The sequence below is a fragment of the Methylomonas lenta genome (genome assembly GCF_001644015.1).
Classification (GTDB): domain Bacteria; phylum Pseudomonadota; class Gammaproteobacteria; order Methylococcales; family Methylomonadaceae; genus Methylomonas; species Methylomonas lenta.
Window position 1 is genome coordinate 36,893 of sequence record NZ_LUUI01000092.1, and the last position, 16,409, is coordinate 53,301.

Annotated in this window: 10 protein-coding genes and 2 tRNA genes; 3 read left to right on the plus strand and 9 right to left on the minus strand. The window is 49.1% G+C overall.

Annotated elements, in window-relative coordinates:
- Nucleotides 1-90: 90 nt before the first annotated feature.
- The 3 genes from A1359_RS07895 to A1359_RS07905 all read right to left on the minus strand — a co-directional run bounded on the left by A1359_RS07895 (nt 91) and on the right by A1359_RS07905 (nt 1,654).
- Nucleotides 91-166: transfer RNA gene (locus A1359_RS07895), tRNA-Thr, on the minus strand.
- 126 nt (nt 167-292) lie between these two features.
- Nucleotides 293-369, minus strand: a tRNA-Met gene (locus A1359_RS07900).
- A 106-nt stretch (nt 370-475) separates the two neighbouring features.
- Nucleotides 476-1,654 carry a phosphoglycerate kinase gene (locus tag A1359_RS07905; protein WP_066980608.1) on the minus strand — a complete coding sequence of 393 codons (1,179 nt, stop codon included), beginning with the start codon at nt 1,652-1,654 and terminating at the stop codon, nt 476-478.
- 129 nt (nt 1,655-1,783) lie between these two features.
- On the opposite strand from A1359_RS07905, the gene A1359_RS07910 reads away from it, so the two are divergent.
- From A1359_RS07910 to A1359_RS07920, 3 genes are read left to right on the plus strand one after another with little or no spacing between them, the layout of a single operon-like run.
- A complete protein-coding gene (locus tag A1359_RS07910; RefSeq protein ID WP_066980612.1) occupies nt 1,784-3,547 on the plus strand; it encodes a VWA domain-containing protein in 1,764 nt (587 codons plus the stop codon).
- Nucleotides 3,544-4,152, plus strand: coding sequence for a hypothetical protein (locus A1359_RS07915; protein ID WP_066980615.1), 609 nt, complete (start codon nt 3,544-3,546; stop codon nt 4,150-4,152). Before A1359_RS07910 ends, A1359_RS07915 begins: the two co-directional genes overlap by 4 nt.
- A gap of 11 nt (nt 4,153-4,163) precedes the next feature.
- Nucleotides 4,164-4,670 carry a hypothetical protein gene (locus A1359_RS07920; RefSeq protein ID WP_066980618.1) on the plus strand — a complete coding sequence of 169 codons (507 nt, stop codon included), beginning with the start codon at nt 4,164-4,166 and terminating at the stop codon, nt 4,668-4,670.
- A gap of 132 nt (nt 4,671-4,802) precedes the next feature.
- On the opposite strand, the gene A1359_RS07925 is transcribed toward A1359_RS07920, so the two are convergent.
- From A1359_RS07925 to A1359_RS07950, 6 genes are read right to left on the minus strand one after another with little or no spacing between them, the layout of a single operon-like run.
- Entirely contained in the window at nt 4,803-5,777 is a 975-nt protein-coding gene (locus tag A1359_RS07925; protein ID WP_066980620.1) for a tetratricopeptide repeat protein, read from the minus strand.
- A complete protein-coding gene (locus A1359_RS23130; protein ID WP_066980623.1) occupies nt 5,777-9,304 on the minus strand; it encodes an eCIS core domain-containing protein in 3,528 nt (1,175 codons plus the stop codon). The genes A1359_RS07925 and A1359_RS23130 overlap by 1 nt, the downstream gene beginning before the upstream one ends.
- Complete coding sequence (locus tag A1359_RS07935) at nt 9,304-11,265, minus strand: ATP-binding protein (protein WP_066980626.1); 1,962 nt, start codon at nt 11,263-11,265, stop codon at nt 9,304-9,306. Before A1359_RS07935 ends, A1359_RS23130 begins: the two co-directional genes overlap by 1 nt.
- A gap of 9 nt (nt 11,266-11,274) precedes the next feature.
- Nucleotides 11,275-12,831 (minus strand): hypothetical protein, encoded by a 1,557-nt coding sequence (locus A1359_RS07940; protein WP_066980629.1) that lies wholly within the window; start codon nt 12,829-12,831, stop codon nt 11,275-11,277.
- Nucleotides 12,828-14,687, minus strand: coding sequence for a hypothetical protein (locus tag A1359_RS07945; protein ID WP_066980632.1), 1,860 nt, complete (start codon nt 14,685-14,687; stop codon nt 12,828-12,830). Before A1359_RS07945 ends, A1359_RS07940 begins: the two co-directional genes overlap by 4 nt.
- An 11-nt stretch (nt 14,688-14,698) precedes the next feature.
- Nucleotides 14,699-16,408 (minus strand): hypothetical protein, encoded by a 1,710-nt coding sequence (locus A1359_RS07950; RefSeq protein ID WP_066980635.1) that lies wholly within the window; start codon nt 16,406-16,408, stop codon nt 14,699-14,701.
- Nucleotide 16,409: the final 1 nt, after the last annotated feature.

Here is a 16,409-nt window from a genome sequence, read left to right on the forward strand (position 1 = left end):
AATTCGCGCGCATTCCTTACATAGCGGTTAAATGAAACCAACAGGCAAAAAAAAGGCCTAGGTCGTTAAACCTAAGCCATTTCTTAAATATGGAGCTGGTGATGGGACTCGAACCCGCAACCGCCTGATTACAAATCAGGTGCTCTACCAATTGAGCTACACCAGCAAGTTTAATAGTCTCAAGAAAACCGAGTGTTGATTCGGATTGATAGAATCCGGTCACACTGCGATCACACAAAACCAAAAGTCGAAAAAAAAGGACTCGTAAAAAATTACAAGTCCTTGATTTATCTGGTAGCGGGGGCAGGATTTGAACCTACGACCTTCGGGTTATGAGCCCGACGAGCTACCAAGCTGCTCCACCCCGCGATTGATTTGGTTATTATACGGTATTTAGTTTTTATAGCAACTACTATTTCCAAATAACTGAAAATCCCTCTGCAAAAACGGCCTACCAGGATTAATACTTAATAAATTAACTAGCACTACGCGACTGTAAAACAACAACAGCCGGCAACTCTTTACCTTCCAAGAACTCAAGGAATGCACCGCCTCCGGTTGATGTATAGGATACTTTATCAGCAATGCCATACTTATCAATTGCCGCCAAAGTATCGCCGCCGCCAGCAATCGAGAACGCTGGGCTTTCGGCAATGGCCATCGATATGCTTTTGGTGCCTGCGCCAAACTGATCGATTTCAAACACACCCACAGGGCCATTCCAAACGATGGTGCCGGCTTTTGCTAAAATTTCCGCATACTGCTTAGACGTTTCAGGTCCGATATCCAAGATCAGATCATCGGCCTCTACATCGGCAACATTTTTGACAGTAGCAACTGCAGTGTCTGAAAACTCTTTGGCACAGACCACATCCACTGGCACAGGAATGTCAGCCCCACGACGCTTGGCATCGACCATTAATCGTTTCGCCTCGTCAACCAAATCAGCTTCGTACAAAGACTTACCTACCGGATAACCAGCAGCAGCGATAAAAGTATTCGCGATACCACCGCCGACGATCAATTGATCAACTTTACTGGACAACGACTCCAATACGGTCAATTTTGTAGAAACTTTTGAGCCGCCTACAATGGCAACCAATGGCTTGTTGGGCGTTTCCAGTGCTTTACCCAACGCATCCAGCTCAGCTGCCAGCAAAGGTCCGGCACAAGCGATAGACGCATGTTGCGCGACAGCATGAGTCGATGCCTCTGCACGATGCGCGGTACCAAATGCATCCATCACAAAAATATCACACAACGCCGCCATTTTTTGACCCAGTTCGGCGCTATTTTTCTTTTCACCTTTATTGAAGCGGACGTTTTCGCACAACACGACTTCGCCACGTTTTACTTCAACACCTTCCAGCCAATCTTTGACCAGGCGAACCGGTTGACCCAGTAATTTTGAAAATCGCTCAGCGACAGGCTTCAGACTTGAGGCTTCATCATATTCACCTTCCGTAGGACGACCCAAGTGCGACATCAAAATAACCGCAGCACCACCAGCCAAAGCGGCTTCAACCGTTGGCACACTGGCTTGAATACGCAAATCGCTGGTAACTTTGCCATCTTTAACCGGTACATTCAAATCCTGCCGAATCAGCACGCGCTTGCCAGCCAGATCCAGATCGACCATTCTCTTAATAGACATAAACTCTCCTAGGTGTAAAAAACGTAAGCATTATAAAGTGTAATTTACCGACAAACCTTAATAAACAGTGGTATTGGCAAGCGGTTAGACTATAGTTGAATTCATTTAGCCAAACTTTACAGCGAACTTATGAAGACGTCGATCATTGTTTTCTTTATCAGCTTGCTACTGATAGCCAGCAAAGTTAATAGCACACCTCAAAGCCCAACCGATACGGACGAAATCCAGATATTGATTGATGTTTCAGGCAGCATGAAGCAAAACGACCCACAAAATTTGCGTGCAGACGCGGCCCAACTGATTATTAATCTATTACCGGATAACGCTAAGGTCTCTATATGGTTGTTTGCCGAAAAAACCACGCTATTAAGCCATAGCGATGCCGTTGATAAAACATGGCGCACACAAGCCGCGAAAACCAGTCAATCTATCCACTCACGCGGCATATACACACATATTGAGGATGCCATCCAAACCACACTGAAACAGGGATTTAGCGGAAATGGCAATAAAAACCTGATTCTGTTAACCGACGGCATGGTGGATATATCAAAAGATATCATGGTCAGCGCTGATTCCAGAGAACGCATACTCAGCGAATGGCTACCCACACTGCGCCAGAAAAACATCAAAGTTCAAACCATAGGCCTCTCCGAACAAACCGATAAAGAGCTGCTGGAGAAGTTGGCGTTTGAAACCGGCGGTTGGCACGAAACAGCAGAATCTGCTGAGCAACTACAACGCTTGTTTCTAAAAACAGCACAAAAAGTCGCGCCTCAAGACACTCTGCCACTGAATGATAATAAATTTTCTATCGACAACAGCATCAAAGAATTTTCGATAGTGGTATTCAAAAAAGCCGGCGCCCCAGCGACTCAATTGATTGCACCGGATCAGCAAAAACTCAATAAAAAAACCGACTCTAAAACTCTATTCTGGCTGGAAAGCAGCGGTTACGATTTGATCACGCTAAAGCAACCTATTCCGGGCGAATGGCAGCTTGAAGCATCCGCCGACCCCGACAATCAGGTCATGATACTCACTGATCTAAAATTACAAATCGATGAGCTGAATAACTTCATTGCAGAAAAACAATCTATACCACTAAAACTGCACTTTACCGAACAGGATAAAATCATCACTCACCCCGACTTTCTAAGCTTGGTAAATCTCACCCTATCCATTGATCATCAAGACCCGATTAACATACCGGCAATAGCAACAGAACCCGGATTTTTCAGCCGCAGCTTAAACGAATTACCCAAAGGCAAACACCAATTAACTATCATTGCCGACGGTAAAACCTTTCAACGCGAAATCAACCAAGATATCGAAGTTGTCACCTCCCCTATCACACTGGAAAAACTGATCGACGCAGAAAACCGGCAGATCAGCCTTAAATTCCAGCCGGATATCAGTCAATTGGATAGCTCGTCTGTCGCCATCACGGCGATAATCCATAAACCCAATCTAGCCGCAGAATCTCAACTTGTTGAGGAACAAGATGGCGTATTGCAGTTAAAACTACCAGTCTTAGCTGCAGGTGAAACCATGCTAATTAACTTTAACATCACGGCCAAAACCCTAGATGGCAGCAGCGTTGCGCCTTTATTGCCGCCTATCTCGATCGATGATAGTTTTTTCGCTCCGCCTGCGCCAGCCGTTTCTCCAGTAGAACCCCAAGCCAGTTTGACCCCGGAAGTCGCCGATGCCACTCAAGCGCAACCCGAGACGGAAGTTGTTCCAGCCGAAGTAGAATCAAACTGGGGCATTACAATTGCGATTGTGCTGACTGTGAATTTACTATTAGGCGGGATGGGATTTTTTATCTATAAGAAACTAAAAATAGCCCACGCTAAAAAGCAACAACAAATATTGGAGAGATTGGCATGATGGCACTAGACTCAACCCTCATCATCATTATGCTGGAGATATTAGTACTATTGATAGTATTGGTCATCAGTTTGTTATTTATCTCCAAGCGCAAGCGCAGCAAGGAACTCAACGCCATACATAGCTTTATAGATGAGTTGGAAAAAGAAATTACGGTTAACAACAAACCACTCGAACGATTATTGGCTGATAGCTGTGGACTCGACCCACAGGAGGCAGAGGCCACTTTAAAAAACATTAATGCTTCTGAGCGGGCATTGTTACAAAATGTGATACAGCTTTTTTTGCAACGTGAAATGAGTTTATTGAAAAAGATTGATCAAAGCATTAGTCAGTTATCAGAACCCTATCACCAATTGATCAACACTCTTTCCACACATCGCCCAACTGCGAACCCTACAGACACACAAGACCTTCAACGTGCCAACCAGCAACTAAAACAACAATTGGATACGGCATTACGCACCATAGACGAGGTTACCACTGAATACACTCGCGTATTCAATGGCAACCAGACAGAGATGGAATTAGAAAATAGCAGTAAAAAAATGCTGCAAATTTTTTACGATGCCGAACGCAGCATCAAACAACAGTTACACCCCTAAGGTAACTTATCATGACAACCATCATGCTGATCAGCATAATTACAACCTCATTGTTCCTAAGCTTGATAGCCGGCTTTTTAATTATCTCCTGGCATAAAAAGCGTCAAAGCTTTAGACAATTCGATCAGCTTTTAGCCGATATTACCGATCAGCAAAATACCCGATCAGACACCTTAAAGCGACGTCTTATAGAAAAACGCCAGATTGATCCTGCCAACGCTCAAAGCATGAGCATTCATTTGATTGCAGCTGAAAAACTATTTTTACAGCAGTTCATCAATCAACAAATACAACAGCAACCCCTGGACGATTTTTATAGCCAGCTCTGCGAATTGTTGGATAGTTATCTCAATATCACCCCCGAACTGGAAAATACCCAGCAAGCAGCGCCGACAAACTCCGCCCCCATACAAGACTCAGAAAATCCTGCGACTAGCCAAGACATCAAGCCAGTAGCTGAATCAGAACCTAAACCTGACTCAGAACCTGAACCTGACTGGGGTGATGTTTTCGATTAAATGTTATTTCTGCTGTAACTATTCAGCGCAAAGCGAACCAATGACCGTCAAGTCCAGCCAGATACTGATCACAAACATTTTATGCAAACGGTTAAGCCAAACTTTCAAACCGAAAAGCTTTTTGACAGCAGCCTAATCCCGGGCAAATTCCGCAATTTTTTGCTTATAGGGCGAATCAGACTCGCCCAGTGGAGCCCAAATTTCGAATGCTTGCGGCTTATCGCCAGATTGGTAAAGGCTTAAGCCGTAATAAAACATCACCCGGTCGTTATGGCTATCATTGCGATAGAGAAATTCTAGCTGCTGTTTGGCTGGCTCGTTTTGGCTTTGCGATAGCAATATCACAGCCAGATCCAGCCGCACAGAATCGGTATCCGGGTAATAGTTTAATAAAGTTTTAAAGCTATCTACTGCCTGTGCCTTGTCACCTAAACTCATCAACACATAGCCCAGATGACGCAGCGCAGTGTAATTGGCAGCGTCCAAGGTTAACGCCCGTTGCAGCGCTTCGCGCGCCGAGCCGTAATCCTGGCGTAAAAACAAACTTACGCCCAGTTGAGCCCAGGCATCGGCATAACCGGGATTGATGTCCAGCGCCTGTTGATACAATGTAATAGCTTCCGGATGACGATTTTGCATGGCAATGGCAGTTGCCAAGGACGTGATGATACGGGCGTCATATTGGGCATTGCGATGCGCCTGCCGCCAGGCATTTTCCGCGCCGGCGGCATCACCCATATTCAAGCGCAAACGCGCTAAGTTATCCCAAACCTGAGCATTGGCTGGGTCCAGATTGGCGGCTTTATGCAACAGATCCAATCCGTCTTGTACATCGCCCATCCCAGCCAGCACTTGCCCCAGATTGCTAAGAAAATTGGCATTTTTTGGGGCCAGACTCACGGCTTTTTGCAGGTGTTTTAGCGCCTCTTTCCATTGCTTCTGCTGGGCCAGCAAAAAGCCCAGATTGTTATGACTGGTAGCATTATCGTCATCAAGCACCAGCGCTTGCCGATAACAGTCAGCTGCTTTAGCAAGCTTACCCTGCAAATGCAATTGCGCACCCTGGGCGTTTAATTCGGTAATCTGCTGCGTCAATGTTGCATCCATCAGGCTATCCTGTCGATCAAACCACTTAATATGGCATCGGTATCGATATTGGGCGTTTCAAATTGTACATCGCTTAAGGATATATCAAATGGCTGCCCTTCTTGATAATGAATCGGAAAACGCACCCCAAAAGTCAAATCCGAGCCGTATTCAAACGAAGCAAAATTCCAGCGTTGTTCGTAGACGGTAATCCACAGCGCTTCAACTTCAACGTAGCCGGAAATATCGAATACAAAGCGCGGTTGCGCATGAATATAACCTTCGGCATTGATTTCCAAACCAGTGCTTGGTGTCCAATCAAAATTGACAGCTGCTTCTGCGGCACCGGCTATACCCAACTGGCCGCCGATTTCCAAACCACCGGTAGCACTGGCACCCGGAATACCCAAACCGATGCCGGCCCGCACAAATAAGCGCACCCCTGCATCGGCAGGCACATTCAAATGTGCGCCGCCCGAGATATGAGTGTTTTCTTCATGACTGGGGTTATATTCCACCCGCAGATTCATCTGATCCAGCTGCCCCGGACCAAAACCAGCCACTGCATCGGCACCACCGGCAATACGGGCGACGATACCCGGCACAATGGGAATGGACGTGCCGACCGAAAACAGATTTCTTTCCACTTGTTTACGTGGCAACAACTCCACCGCACTAGGCAGGCCGATTTCGCCCACAACGGTGACTTCACCGTTGGGTGCAAAAGTGATACCGACCGTGCCTTGCAGCCAGGGCGCAATTTGCAAAGTAGCCGAACCGTTACCATACACATTTAGTGCGCCATCCGGCAGCGGCTCACCACTGGCGCGACCATCCTCTCCTACCGCTCGATTGGTCACCCCTACCGTGGCGTTGCCCGCCAGCATGCCACGCTGAAAGCCACCACTGAATTCTGCGGTGAATGCACCATTCTCATAACTTACGGTCAATTCGGAATCGATACCGGGAATGGCCGGTTGCGCCCGTCCGCTTGCAGATACTCGCCAAGCTTCATCTTGTTTCTGCAACCTGGCGTGAATGGAGCCGGAACGTATTGCCGGATTTGCACTAAGCTGGAGATCGCCCTCATAAATCAGGCCTTCGGCTTCAGTCTGTCGTACACTCACGGTTGCCTGTTCCACGCCGGGTATTTCCGGAGCAACACTACCGGTAATTGTGAAATCGGCACCGTTAAAGTTTACCCCCAGGCTTCCGGATCTAACCCCACGAATGCGACCCTGACCAATCGTCAGCTGCCCTTCGCCACTAAAGATGTTGTTACGATAAGCAATGGCGACATAGGAGGGGGCGTCAAACAATTCCGGATCGAAATTAAACCGACCCGCCACAGCAAACTCGGCACCTCGACCCGTACCGGTCGATGCCTCAGCACCAATAAAGCCGTTACCAACTCTATCTATGGCCAGGTTTGCCTGTCCTTCAACCGCCAGACCACGCGCCACACTCAAAGCCACTGTCAACGACGACCCGGTAATCCGAACCGGTCCGGGCAAACTCAATTCACTACCGGAGAAGGTTTTTTGCAAGCTAACATCGGTACCGGTGATGACCACGCGAAGATCAGCATTCCGTATCAACTCAATATCGGTCATGACTCGCGCAGTGACAGTAACACCACCCAAATCGTCCATCGCCACGTCTTGAACCTGTAGAGGACTCATACCTTGTAACTGAATGTTTTCAGCACCGAATAAATCAATCACGTTTTGGCGTAAGGCAGAGAAATTCACAAAACCGGCTTGTGGTATGCCTTCCATGCGACTGACTTGCACTTCCACGTTGATACCGTGCCCATATAAGCCTCGATTTGCTGAAAATAGACTGCCTTGTATGCGTGCGACCACGGCCTGATCTGGCGTCAAACTCATTGTTGTGGGCCTAAACCCGGGAATGAAGGTTTGGTCTGTGAAGGGGATTGCCGCCGATTCGCCTGTTGGCGGCAAATTGGCGGTAAAAGAGCGACCACCGGTCGAGTTATTGAAAATGATAAAGCGCGAAGGATTCGGCTCTAATCCTGCCTGTTGTACTTGCCGATGGTTCATCGGTAATACTGGGCCCATCTGTATCGCCTCATCCTTAACCTGCTCCAAGGTATAGTTGCGCCCAGAACCCGCAGTTGGTTTATCAAAAGCCGCATTGGTGATTTCAATGTTGTGATTGGCGCGCAAAGTTGCATAATCGGGACGATTGGCGCCCGTCCACATCACATCCGATGTTTTACTCACCAATAAATTAACTCGGCGTTCTATCTCCTGATCGATCAAGGCACCAGAGCTGCGGTTGGTCGATGATTCCAGTAACCACAAGTTACTCATCTCCAAATCAGGACCATTCAGTTGATATTCCTGTTTATGATCAACATCGAACGTAGAAATTTGACCCTCTGGGGTCCAGTATGGCCTAAGCACCCTATTCCGGATACTGGTTCGATCACCTACCAGGTAGTTCTGCCGATCTCGGCCCGCCGCGCGACCAATACGAAAGTAGTAAACCGGTGATCCCGGCTCACCAAACTGCCAGGCCTGAGTAATTTTACTGTCCAAAGATGCATTTAGCCCGGCGCCGTCACGGGCAGCAGTATCCCAGGTTTGCGCCTGCCTGCCACTGCGCTGCTCACCGCTAGGCCTGACCCTGACCGGAATGGGTGTAAATGTTTGCTTCACGCGTGGCAAATGAACCCCCTTCAGCCCTAATCGATAAGGTGTCGAGGTTTTTTCGAACGTTCCTTCCGGGCCATCATAGAGATTAGGGTTTGCTGGCGCCGAGGGAGCGGGAGTCGGATTTGGCGTTACTGCCGAAGGAGTCGATCCATTCGCCCGCATGATTTTGCCGGCAATCCCGTCACTTTGTTGCACCACATGCGTCAATTCATGCGCCAATAATTTTCGCCCTTCTGCACTGTCTGGCGCATACTCGCCGGTGGCAAAGAAAATATCGTTACCCACAGTAAACGCTCTGGCATTGATACCCGCTGCCAAGGCTGCCGCTTCTCCACTATTGTGTATCCGCACCGCTGAGAAATCCGCTTGCAACTGTTGCTGCATATCGTTTTTTACCGCTTCCGGCAGCGGCTCACCGTTGCCACGTAGGCTGTTAATACGTTCTTCCGTGGCCTGGTCGATTTGCGGGACATCGCCTTTGGCTTGTAAGCTTTGCGTATCGGCTTTTTTGGCCAGATTGTTCTGCGGTTTTTTACTTAAAGTAGACTCAGGCTTGGTTTGGTCAGGTTTGCGTGACAAAGTTTGCTGCTGGTCGCCCAAATCCTCACCCGGTTGCAAAGTCGCGCGTTGTATAGCTTTATCTGCCCCTGTTACAGGCGTGTCGAGTTTAGCAGCACGACTGACCCGTTCGGCGACTTGATCGGCTTGCTGTTCATGTGCGTCGCCAGGTTGGCTGACTTTCATTTTAGCTTGCAGATAGCCAGGCGCTTTGTTGTCTGCCGCCCTGGCAACTGGTTTTTCGGTGCCAGGCTTGGCAGCTTTGTCAACGGCTTGCGGTTTACGTTTCATGGTTTGCGCGTTAGCCATCATTGCCTCCTGAATCTGTCCAGTTGGGCCGGTAATTGTCGCCCCAACTTTTGATATTCCCAAGCCAGGGCTTGTAATACCGAGGCTTTGCTTAAGTTGTGTGGGTGATTTGCTTCGACAAACACGGCTGCATTCAATACTGCATTACGAATATAACCACCCGGCAATTCGCAATGTTGCGCCAGTAGTTTGACGAACTCATCAGCCGGACTACGGGCACCGAAATGGCTCTGCCATAATCTGTAGCGCTGTTCTGCATCCGGTAACGGAAACTCCAATACCGCATCCAGTCGCCGCATAAAGGCTTTGTCGATACGCGACTGGCTATTGCTGGTCAGGATGATGACACCGGGATGCTGTTCGATACGGGTCAGCAAAAAATTCGTCAACATGTTAGCAAAGCGTTCGCTGGTTTCGCCGCCATCGCTACGTTTGCCAAATAAGGTATCGGCTTCATCCAGCAACAGCACGACATCGTGATCGGCAGCATGATCCAACATCAGGCTGATATTTTTTTCGGTTTCGCCTATATATTTGTTCATCACCGCGGCCAGATCGACCCGGTATAAGGGGGCAGCAAAACAGGTAGCCAAATAGCTGGCGGCCAGGGTTTTACCGGTACCACTTTCGCCGATAAACAAAGCCCGCACCCCATTATTAACCCCGCCACTCAAAGTCGCGCCCAATCCTTGCGCCATGGTTTCCCGCTGCTGACAACGTAAAATCAGATGTTGCAATTGTCGACTTAAGGTCTCGGGTAATATCAACATCTCGGCATCCACTTGCCGCTCGACCGGTTGGGCCAGTAAACGCAGTTGATCGGCGCTCTGTAAAAAACGCGCATGCAATAGATGTTGTGGGTTGAGGGATTCCTGGTTTTGTATGGCTTGTAACTGGGCGTGTTCGGCTATATTGATAATGGCGGGTGCCGACAACTGTGCCGATTCAGCGATAACAGCGCTGTTAAAGCCGGTTAATAATGCTTGCCATAAACCCTGTCTTTGCAGTAGTGGCAAACCCGTTACCGTCATTTCCACCAGGCCAGGCGCATCCACGCTGCCATCACGCCCCAATACCACCACGCTAGTCACTAGAGTTAAGGCATCAGGCAATAACAGATGCTCGCCCGGCCCTAATAGCGGCTTAAGTATCGGCAACCAATGTCCGTACCGGGCCAGGATGCCGATTTGTTTGTCCTGACTGACGCTGGCATCGATCACCACCGGCTGTAAGCCCAGTTCATGCGCCAGTTTACCGGCAACCAATAAACAATTTTGTTGTTCGCCACGTAATACCAAGCCTTTCACCCGGCCCTGGGCGATCAATCTAAGTAATTGATCGCTACGTTGCTGAACTTCAGTAGCCAATAACGGCTGTTCAGGCAATGATAAAGTCCGGCAACCCGGCCAATCTATGGTTTTACCGTTCAGCAACTGCCATAGCTGTGGCACCATTTTAAGCCGACGCAACGGCAAGGGTTCGTCGCCGTCCAGATTAACAAAGCCGGCATTAAGCAAAGGATGCTGCAATACATCCAGTGGAGTGTATGGCCGATTAAACAGCGCATTACAAATGGAGCAAATTAAATGCAGCTCCGGCCGCAATTGCTGCGGTTGTTGCAATAAACCAATCAACAAAGCCGCTTGATGATGGCTTTCCACTACACCGCACAAACTAAGCAAGAAAAAATCCGCAGCGTTTAACCGATAATCTCTCAGCACTTGTCCCAGTGTGCCCGGCAAGCTGGGTAGAATCTGCTCCAGACTATCGACCAGTTCCAGCCAGCTACGTTGCGGTTGTTGCAATAAGGCTTGCAAATGCCGCGTATCCTGCATTTGATTAACTAGTTCAGGCGTTTGCGGCAAATGCATCTCGGCAAACAACGCCAGCGCATTTAACACCACGGTTTCCGCCAGCTCCTGCCCGGAATGCATCATAAAGCTTGGTGGCAACTGACTCATAAGCCGGCCTCAGTTAAACGACAGCGAGCCGTAATGAAATTTAACCACCTTACCCAGCCACGGCAGCCAACCCGGATCGAGATCCAGCCCCACGCGCCGCACATCCAGACGCACGGCATCTGACGCATAGCGCACGTCAACATGACAGACATCGATCTCAACCCTGGCCTGAATGGCAAATAAATTCTGATTAAACAATTGCTCGCCATAACGCTGCCGTCCCCATAACAGTAAATCATCTAGTTGCGGCAATACCGGTAATTCCAAAAGCTGTTTGTCATTATCAAAACCGCAAAAAAATGCAAACAACTTAAGCATAGACGGTTCAGGCTGCCAACCCAAAGCAATAGCCAGTTGCCATAACCAGCCCCAGGCCGAGGGATACTGCCGACTGACAGCATCAGTCAGCAAACTGTCTTGCACCTGCGGCAGATTGAGAAAGTTCAGTAGATAAAACACCCCGCTCTGCCCGCTGAAGACGCAGTAGGGCTGGGTAATACTGTCGGCTAACCCTGCCTCAGAATGAGTAATCTGTTCCGACTGCCTGATGCGACTTTCTGACATGTTCGTATTAAGCAGTTCAGTTGTGATGGGCGGCGTTATAGCGCTATTGCTAGCTTGATTCGCATCGCTTGCGTCGGTGATTAGCGCTGGCTGGGTTGATGTTTCTTGATTGTTTTGTCGCGTACTTGATTTGCCTACCACCGAATCAGCAACAGTGTTTTGCGAAATTGGATTAACTGCGTCATGAATTGGTTTGCTGCTATAGATTTTTGCCGTTTCCTGAGCTTGAGCTTGCTTGGCAAGCATTTTGGTTTGGCTGGTGCCGGTCGTAATAGCCATCAAGCGGGCCAAAATGAGATTAAAGCTTGTTAAGGCATAGTCTTGCAGTAATTGTAAAGGTTGGCACTGCTTTAGGATAATCACTCCGGCCAGTTGCATGACGGCTAAAGGCAAGGCCGTATCGCTAAACACCGGTTGCCAGGGTGCCAGCCAATGTTCAGGAATCAGACTGCCTGCTTGATCAGGGCTGAGCGTTTGCCGGGATAGCCTGACATCCAGCTGCGGACAGACTACACGGCACAATTGTTGAGCTAAATCGATGGATAATTGCTGACAAAACCAGCTTAATTGTTGATGTCGCGCTAACTGCGCCACAATGGACGGGATTAAATTCTGATGCTGCTGCCAACAGCTTACTAAGGCAGTTTCTGCCGGCTGAGCAAACCAATAATCCCATTGCTGCCAATACCAGCGCTGATTATTTTTTAAAATATCCCGGCTTAAACAGGCTAACAGCTCGGCGTAATCGCTAAAGAACACCGCATTTTCAGTAGCCGCCTTATCCAGCCAGCCATTGACTGCAGTGCCGCGATAGAAAACGGCTTGTTCAGCAAGACTATCTGCCAAGCGTGTTGCAGCTTGCTGTGCCTGCAAATTTTTGATGAACAAATACTCCCGCTCGGACACCGAGGGCCAGGCTACGCTATCCAGATCGTTAATAACCTGGCGACGCTGGGTTTCGCGGCCCTTAAACTTTAGCTGCTGGATATGAATGGCATTCACATCACGACTGCCCGACCCAAAGCGACTTTGCCGCTGACGCTTAAGCCCTCTCGCACGCTAATGGGTTGATAAATTTGCATCAGCGTAGCCACTGCACCATTTTGGTCATGATCGTCAACACGCATCATGCCCACCACCTGACGCTGAGCATCCAAAAGTTGTAATTGAGTACCCGGCGCGGCTTCGCGGTTTAAATTTAAACGCAAGATTTCGCCGGGTCGAAATATACCCGGCAAGGTTTGTAAACTGCCATGCAAAATCTGCTCGGGATCGTCGGAAGCGGCTATCAACACACAGGCGCTCAGCAAATGGGTGATGGCGCTGCGGCTATTGTCGCTAGCAGTCTCCGACAACTGGCGATAAAACCATTCCACCAATTCCACCAGTGTCCGCACCCGATTGAAATCGGCTTTTTCCACATCGGCCAGATTGGGCCAACGTTCGGGTTGCTCAATCGGTAAGCGCCTATCTTCAACCAGCTGTGCCCAGCGAAAACGGATCGAGGGTTGCACTCCCGCCAGTAAATCCAGCATACAGACACTGGCCTGGCTTAATTGTTTTTGCAGGGTTTGCGCCCGCCCGCTTAACAAACTGCGCGAGCCGTTCAACACATCTTCCAACGATAAAATACTATGCGCACTAGTAAGCTGTTGTTGCAAGGATAGTGTTTGCAACACGGTTTTACCGGCAAAGACCGAAAGAATTTGGCTATTGATTTGCAACAGCGGCAACAAGCGCCCCTGTTGAGTATTCGTCGACAAGCTACGACTGACTTTGCTGCTTAAGCGCTGCTGACGCTGATCGAATAGTTGAGTTTGCCGTACACGGCTGGGCAGTAAGTTGGCATCGTTTTGAAAATTGCGCCAATCGGCCAGCGGAATATCCAAAACAGTATCCATAAACACAGTCAAATCATCCGGCAGTTCGCGATCGGAATCAGGACAACCCGGCACCACATCGCCGGCAGACTGACTGCGCAAAGACAAGGTGTTAGGTAATAAACTGCCAACAGCGGTTTCCCGCACCCGCACATAATACAAACCCAAATAGCCTTCCAAAATACTGCGACGTTGCTGGAATTTATTTTCGACCTGCCACCAATCGTCGCTAACCAGGCGTTGCGCCAGCGCATAATCACCGACGTCTTCCAATCGACTGCGATTTAAGGCATCCAGTTGCTGACGAGCTTCGGTAATTTGCACGGCCAGTTGTTGTTTGTTCTCGCGTAATGCCAGCAAGCGTTTTAATACGCTACGTTGCAGTAACAGCAACTGGTTATGTAGATTGGAAATCGATTGGGTTTCTTTTAATAACAGCCGTCCGCTGTGAAACAACTTGGAGGCATCGTCGGTTAATGCGGTAATACTTTCTTTGCGGGCGGTAAAAATGTCCCGATAACTTTTCAGTTGGCCGTCTACCAATTCTTGCTTGAACAGATTGACAACATCCGGATCGTCTTTATATTGATTTAAAAACGCCTTAGTTTTGGCCTGCAAACTGGCATTGCTGTCGTCTGCTTCCTGCCCCAAGTCATCCTGCAAGGTTTTCAGGCTGAGGTTGAAACGACTCAACACGCTATTCAGGTCATCGATATGTTGAATAGAGGCCTGTTGATCCGCTTCCGGTGCAGTAAAGACTTCCTTGGTGGGCGGTTTGTAGGTCAGATCGTACTTCAAAAAGTTACTGCTTAACATCACCTCGGTATTCAAGGCTTGCTGAGTCTGAAATACGTTGTTCTGCGCCTGCATTTCCAGACTAAGGGCCAGCGGTTGGTTTTGTAATGCAGTAGTCTTTGGCGCCTCAAAACTAGCCACTTCTGTTAGCACATCCTGGTTGAACACTATTTTGTTGGCCATGGCAAAGTCCTCTATTGTTCGGGTGCTTTTTTGGTGGCAAATTTTATGTCGGGCATCCAGCGCGCCACTGCCAAACCGCTGCCATCGCCCGGCACACCACCAGCCAGACGGGTAAACGACAGACTGACATGATCGATTTGCTGACGTTGGCTGCGCTGCATATCGCTATATAAAGCCAGCAAATCGGTTAGATCGTCGATCAACTGTTCAGTGTTATCGATAGCTACACTGGTATCCAGATACTGTTTCAGCAAACCATTAGTTTCGCTTGCAGGCGGCAGGCTCCAATCGAATTCCTGATCAGCAGGTTGGGCCGGTATGCTATCGGTATAAGGTGCCGGCAAATTGGGGTTGATGCCGTTTGCCGCCGTTTGCCATGTTCGACTGGAATCGATCAAGCGGCTAAAAAACAATTCGGGCAAGATGGGCTGGCCTTCGGCTTCGGTATCGATTTTTTCCGGGATACTGCCGAATAGCCGTTTACCTTCGGTAGACAGAAAATCCTGTTGCTGCAGATTGTTGAATAAGCTGTCGTATTGCACAATCCAGTCTTTCCAGCTGTTATGTGCGCGTTGGCCATAACGATACAAATCCTGTTCCATTTGCCGGTCAGCTAACGGCAAATCCAGCAGATCGGCCCGATAATCGACATCCTTCACCGCCAATAACAAGCGTATGCGATCGCCGGTGATTTTTTCCAGGTCTATAGCACTGCGCGGCAATTCACGTTCGATGACGGCATGTACCTGGCTCTCGGCAATTGGCGCCATCTCCAGCTGCAAATGCGGCGGAAACCAGTGCAGTTTGGGCAAGCTGGCGACATCATCCACAAACAAGCTTGGCAACACGCCGGCGGCGGGTAGATAAGCCAGTTTAAAGCTGTCGATAATGCTTAGTCTGTCGGCGGCATCGGCCAGCAACCAGCCGTTAAAATGCTGTTGTATGGCTTGACTGGTATGAGTCAGAAAAGTCCAGTAATTGGCATCGGCTTTGGCCGGAAAACGCCCGGCTACCGCATCGAACCAGAGAATATTATCGTTTTCCACCGCCAGCATGCCTATCGGCACCGCGCCGTCTGTGCCAAACCAGTCTGTTTGCAAATGTTCTGCCAATAGCCGATTAATAGTTAGCTCTTTATCGGCTTTGGCAGCGGCGACCGCCGCGTCGGTCTCCAAAATCGCTTGTAAACTGAGGCGGGTGACGGTTTCGATGCGGGCATCGCGCAGCAAATCCAGTTCATCGCGCACGCAGGCAGCAAAATTGCCGGATTTATCCACCGCTTCCAGTTCGCGTCTGGCGGTTAAAAAATAGATGCCGTGGATTTTACTGATGGGTTCCAGGGTTCGGCTGCGACGGTCAAGATAATCGGTTTTTTGATCCTGCCAGTATTGATCCAGCGGAAAAATCATATTGATGATTTTGCCGTCACCACCAACAGCCAGACCGGGGCGCACCCGAAACAACCAGTCGCTGGCTTCGCTATCTTTCAAGGGCACTTCGCTGGCCGCCACTTCAAATCCCTGCACGATTCCCGGTGCGTGAGCAGATAACAGCGGCGCGACACGCTGCTCGGTATAGCTTTGCAGGATGTCGAATTCGCGCTCGCCCAGGCTGCGACCGGCAAACAAATTTAACCGTAATCTGCCGCGCTGCTGCAGCGGATCAAGTGCCAGCCCGTTGCCAGGCGTGGGTTGATGTAAACGAATCGTTTGCTTGCTCATC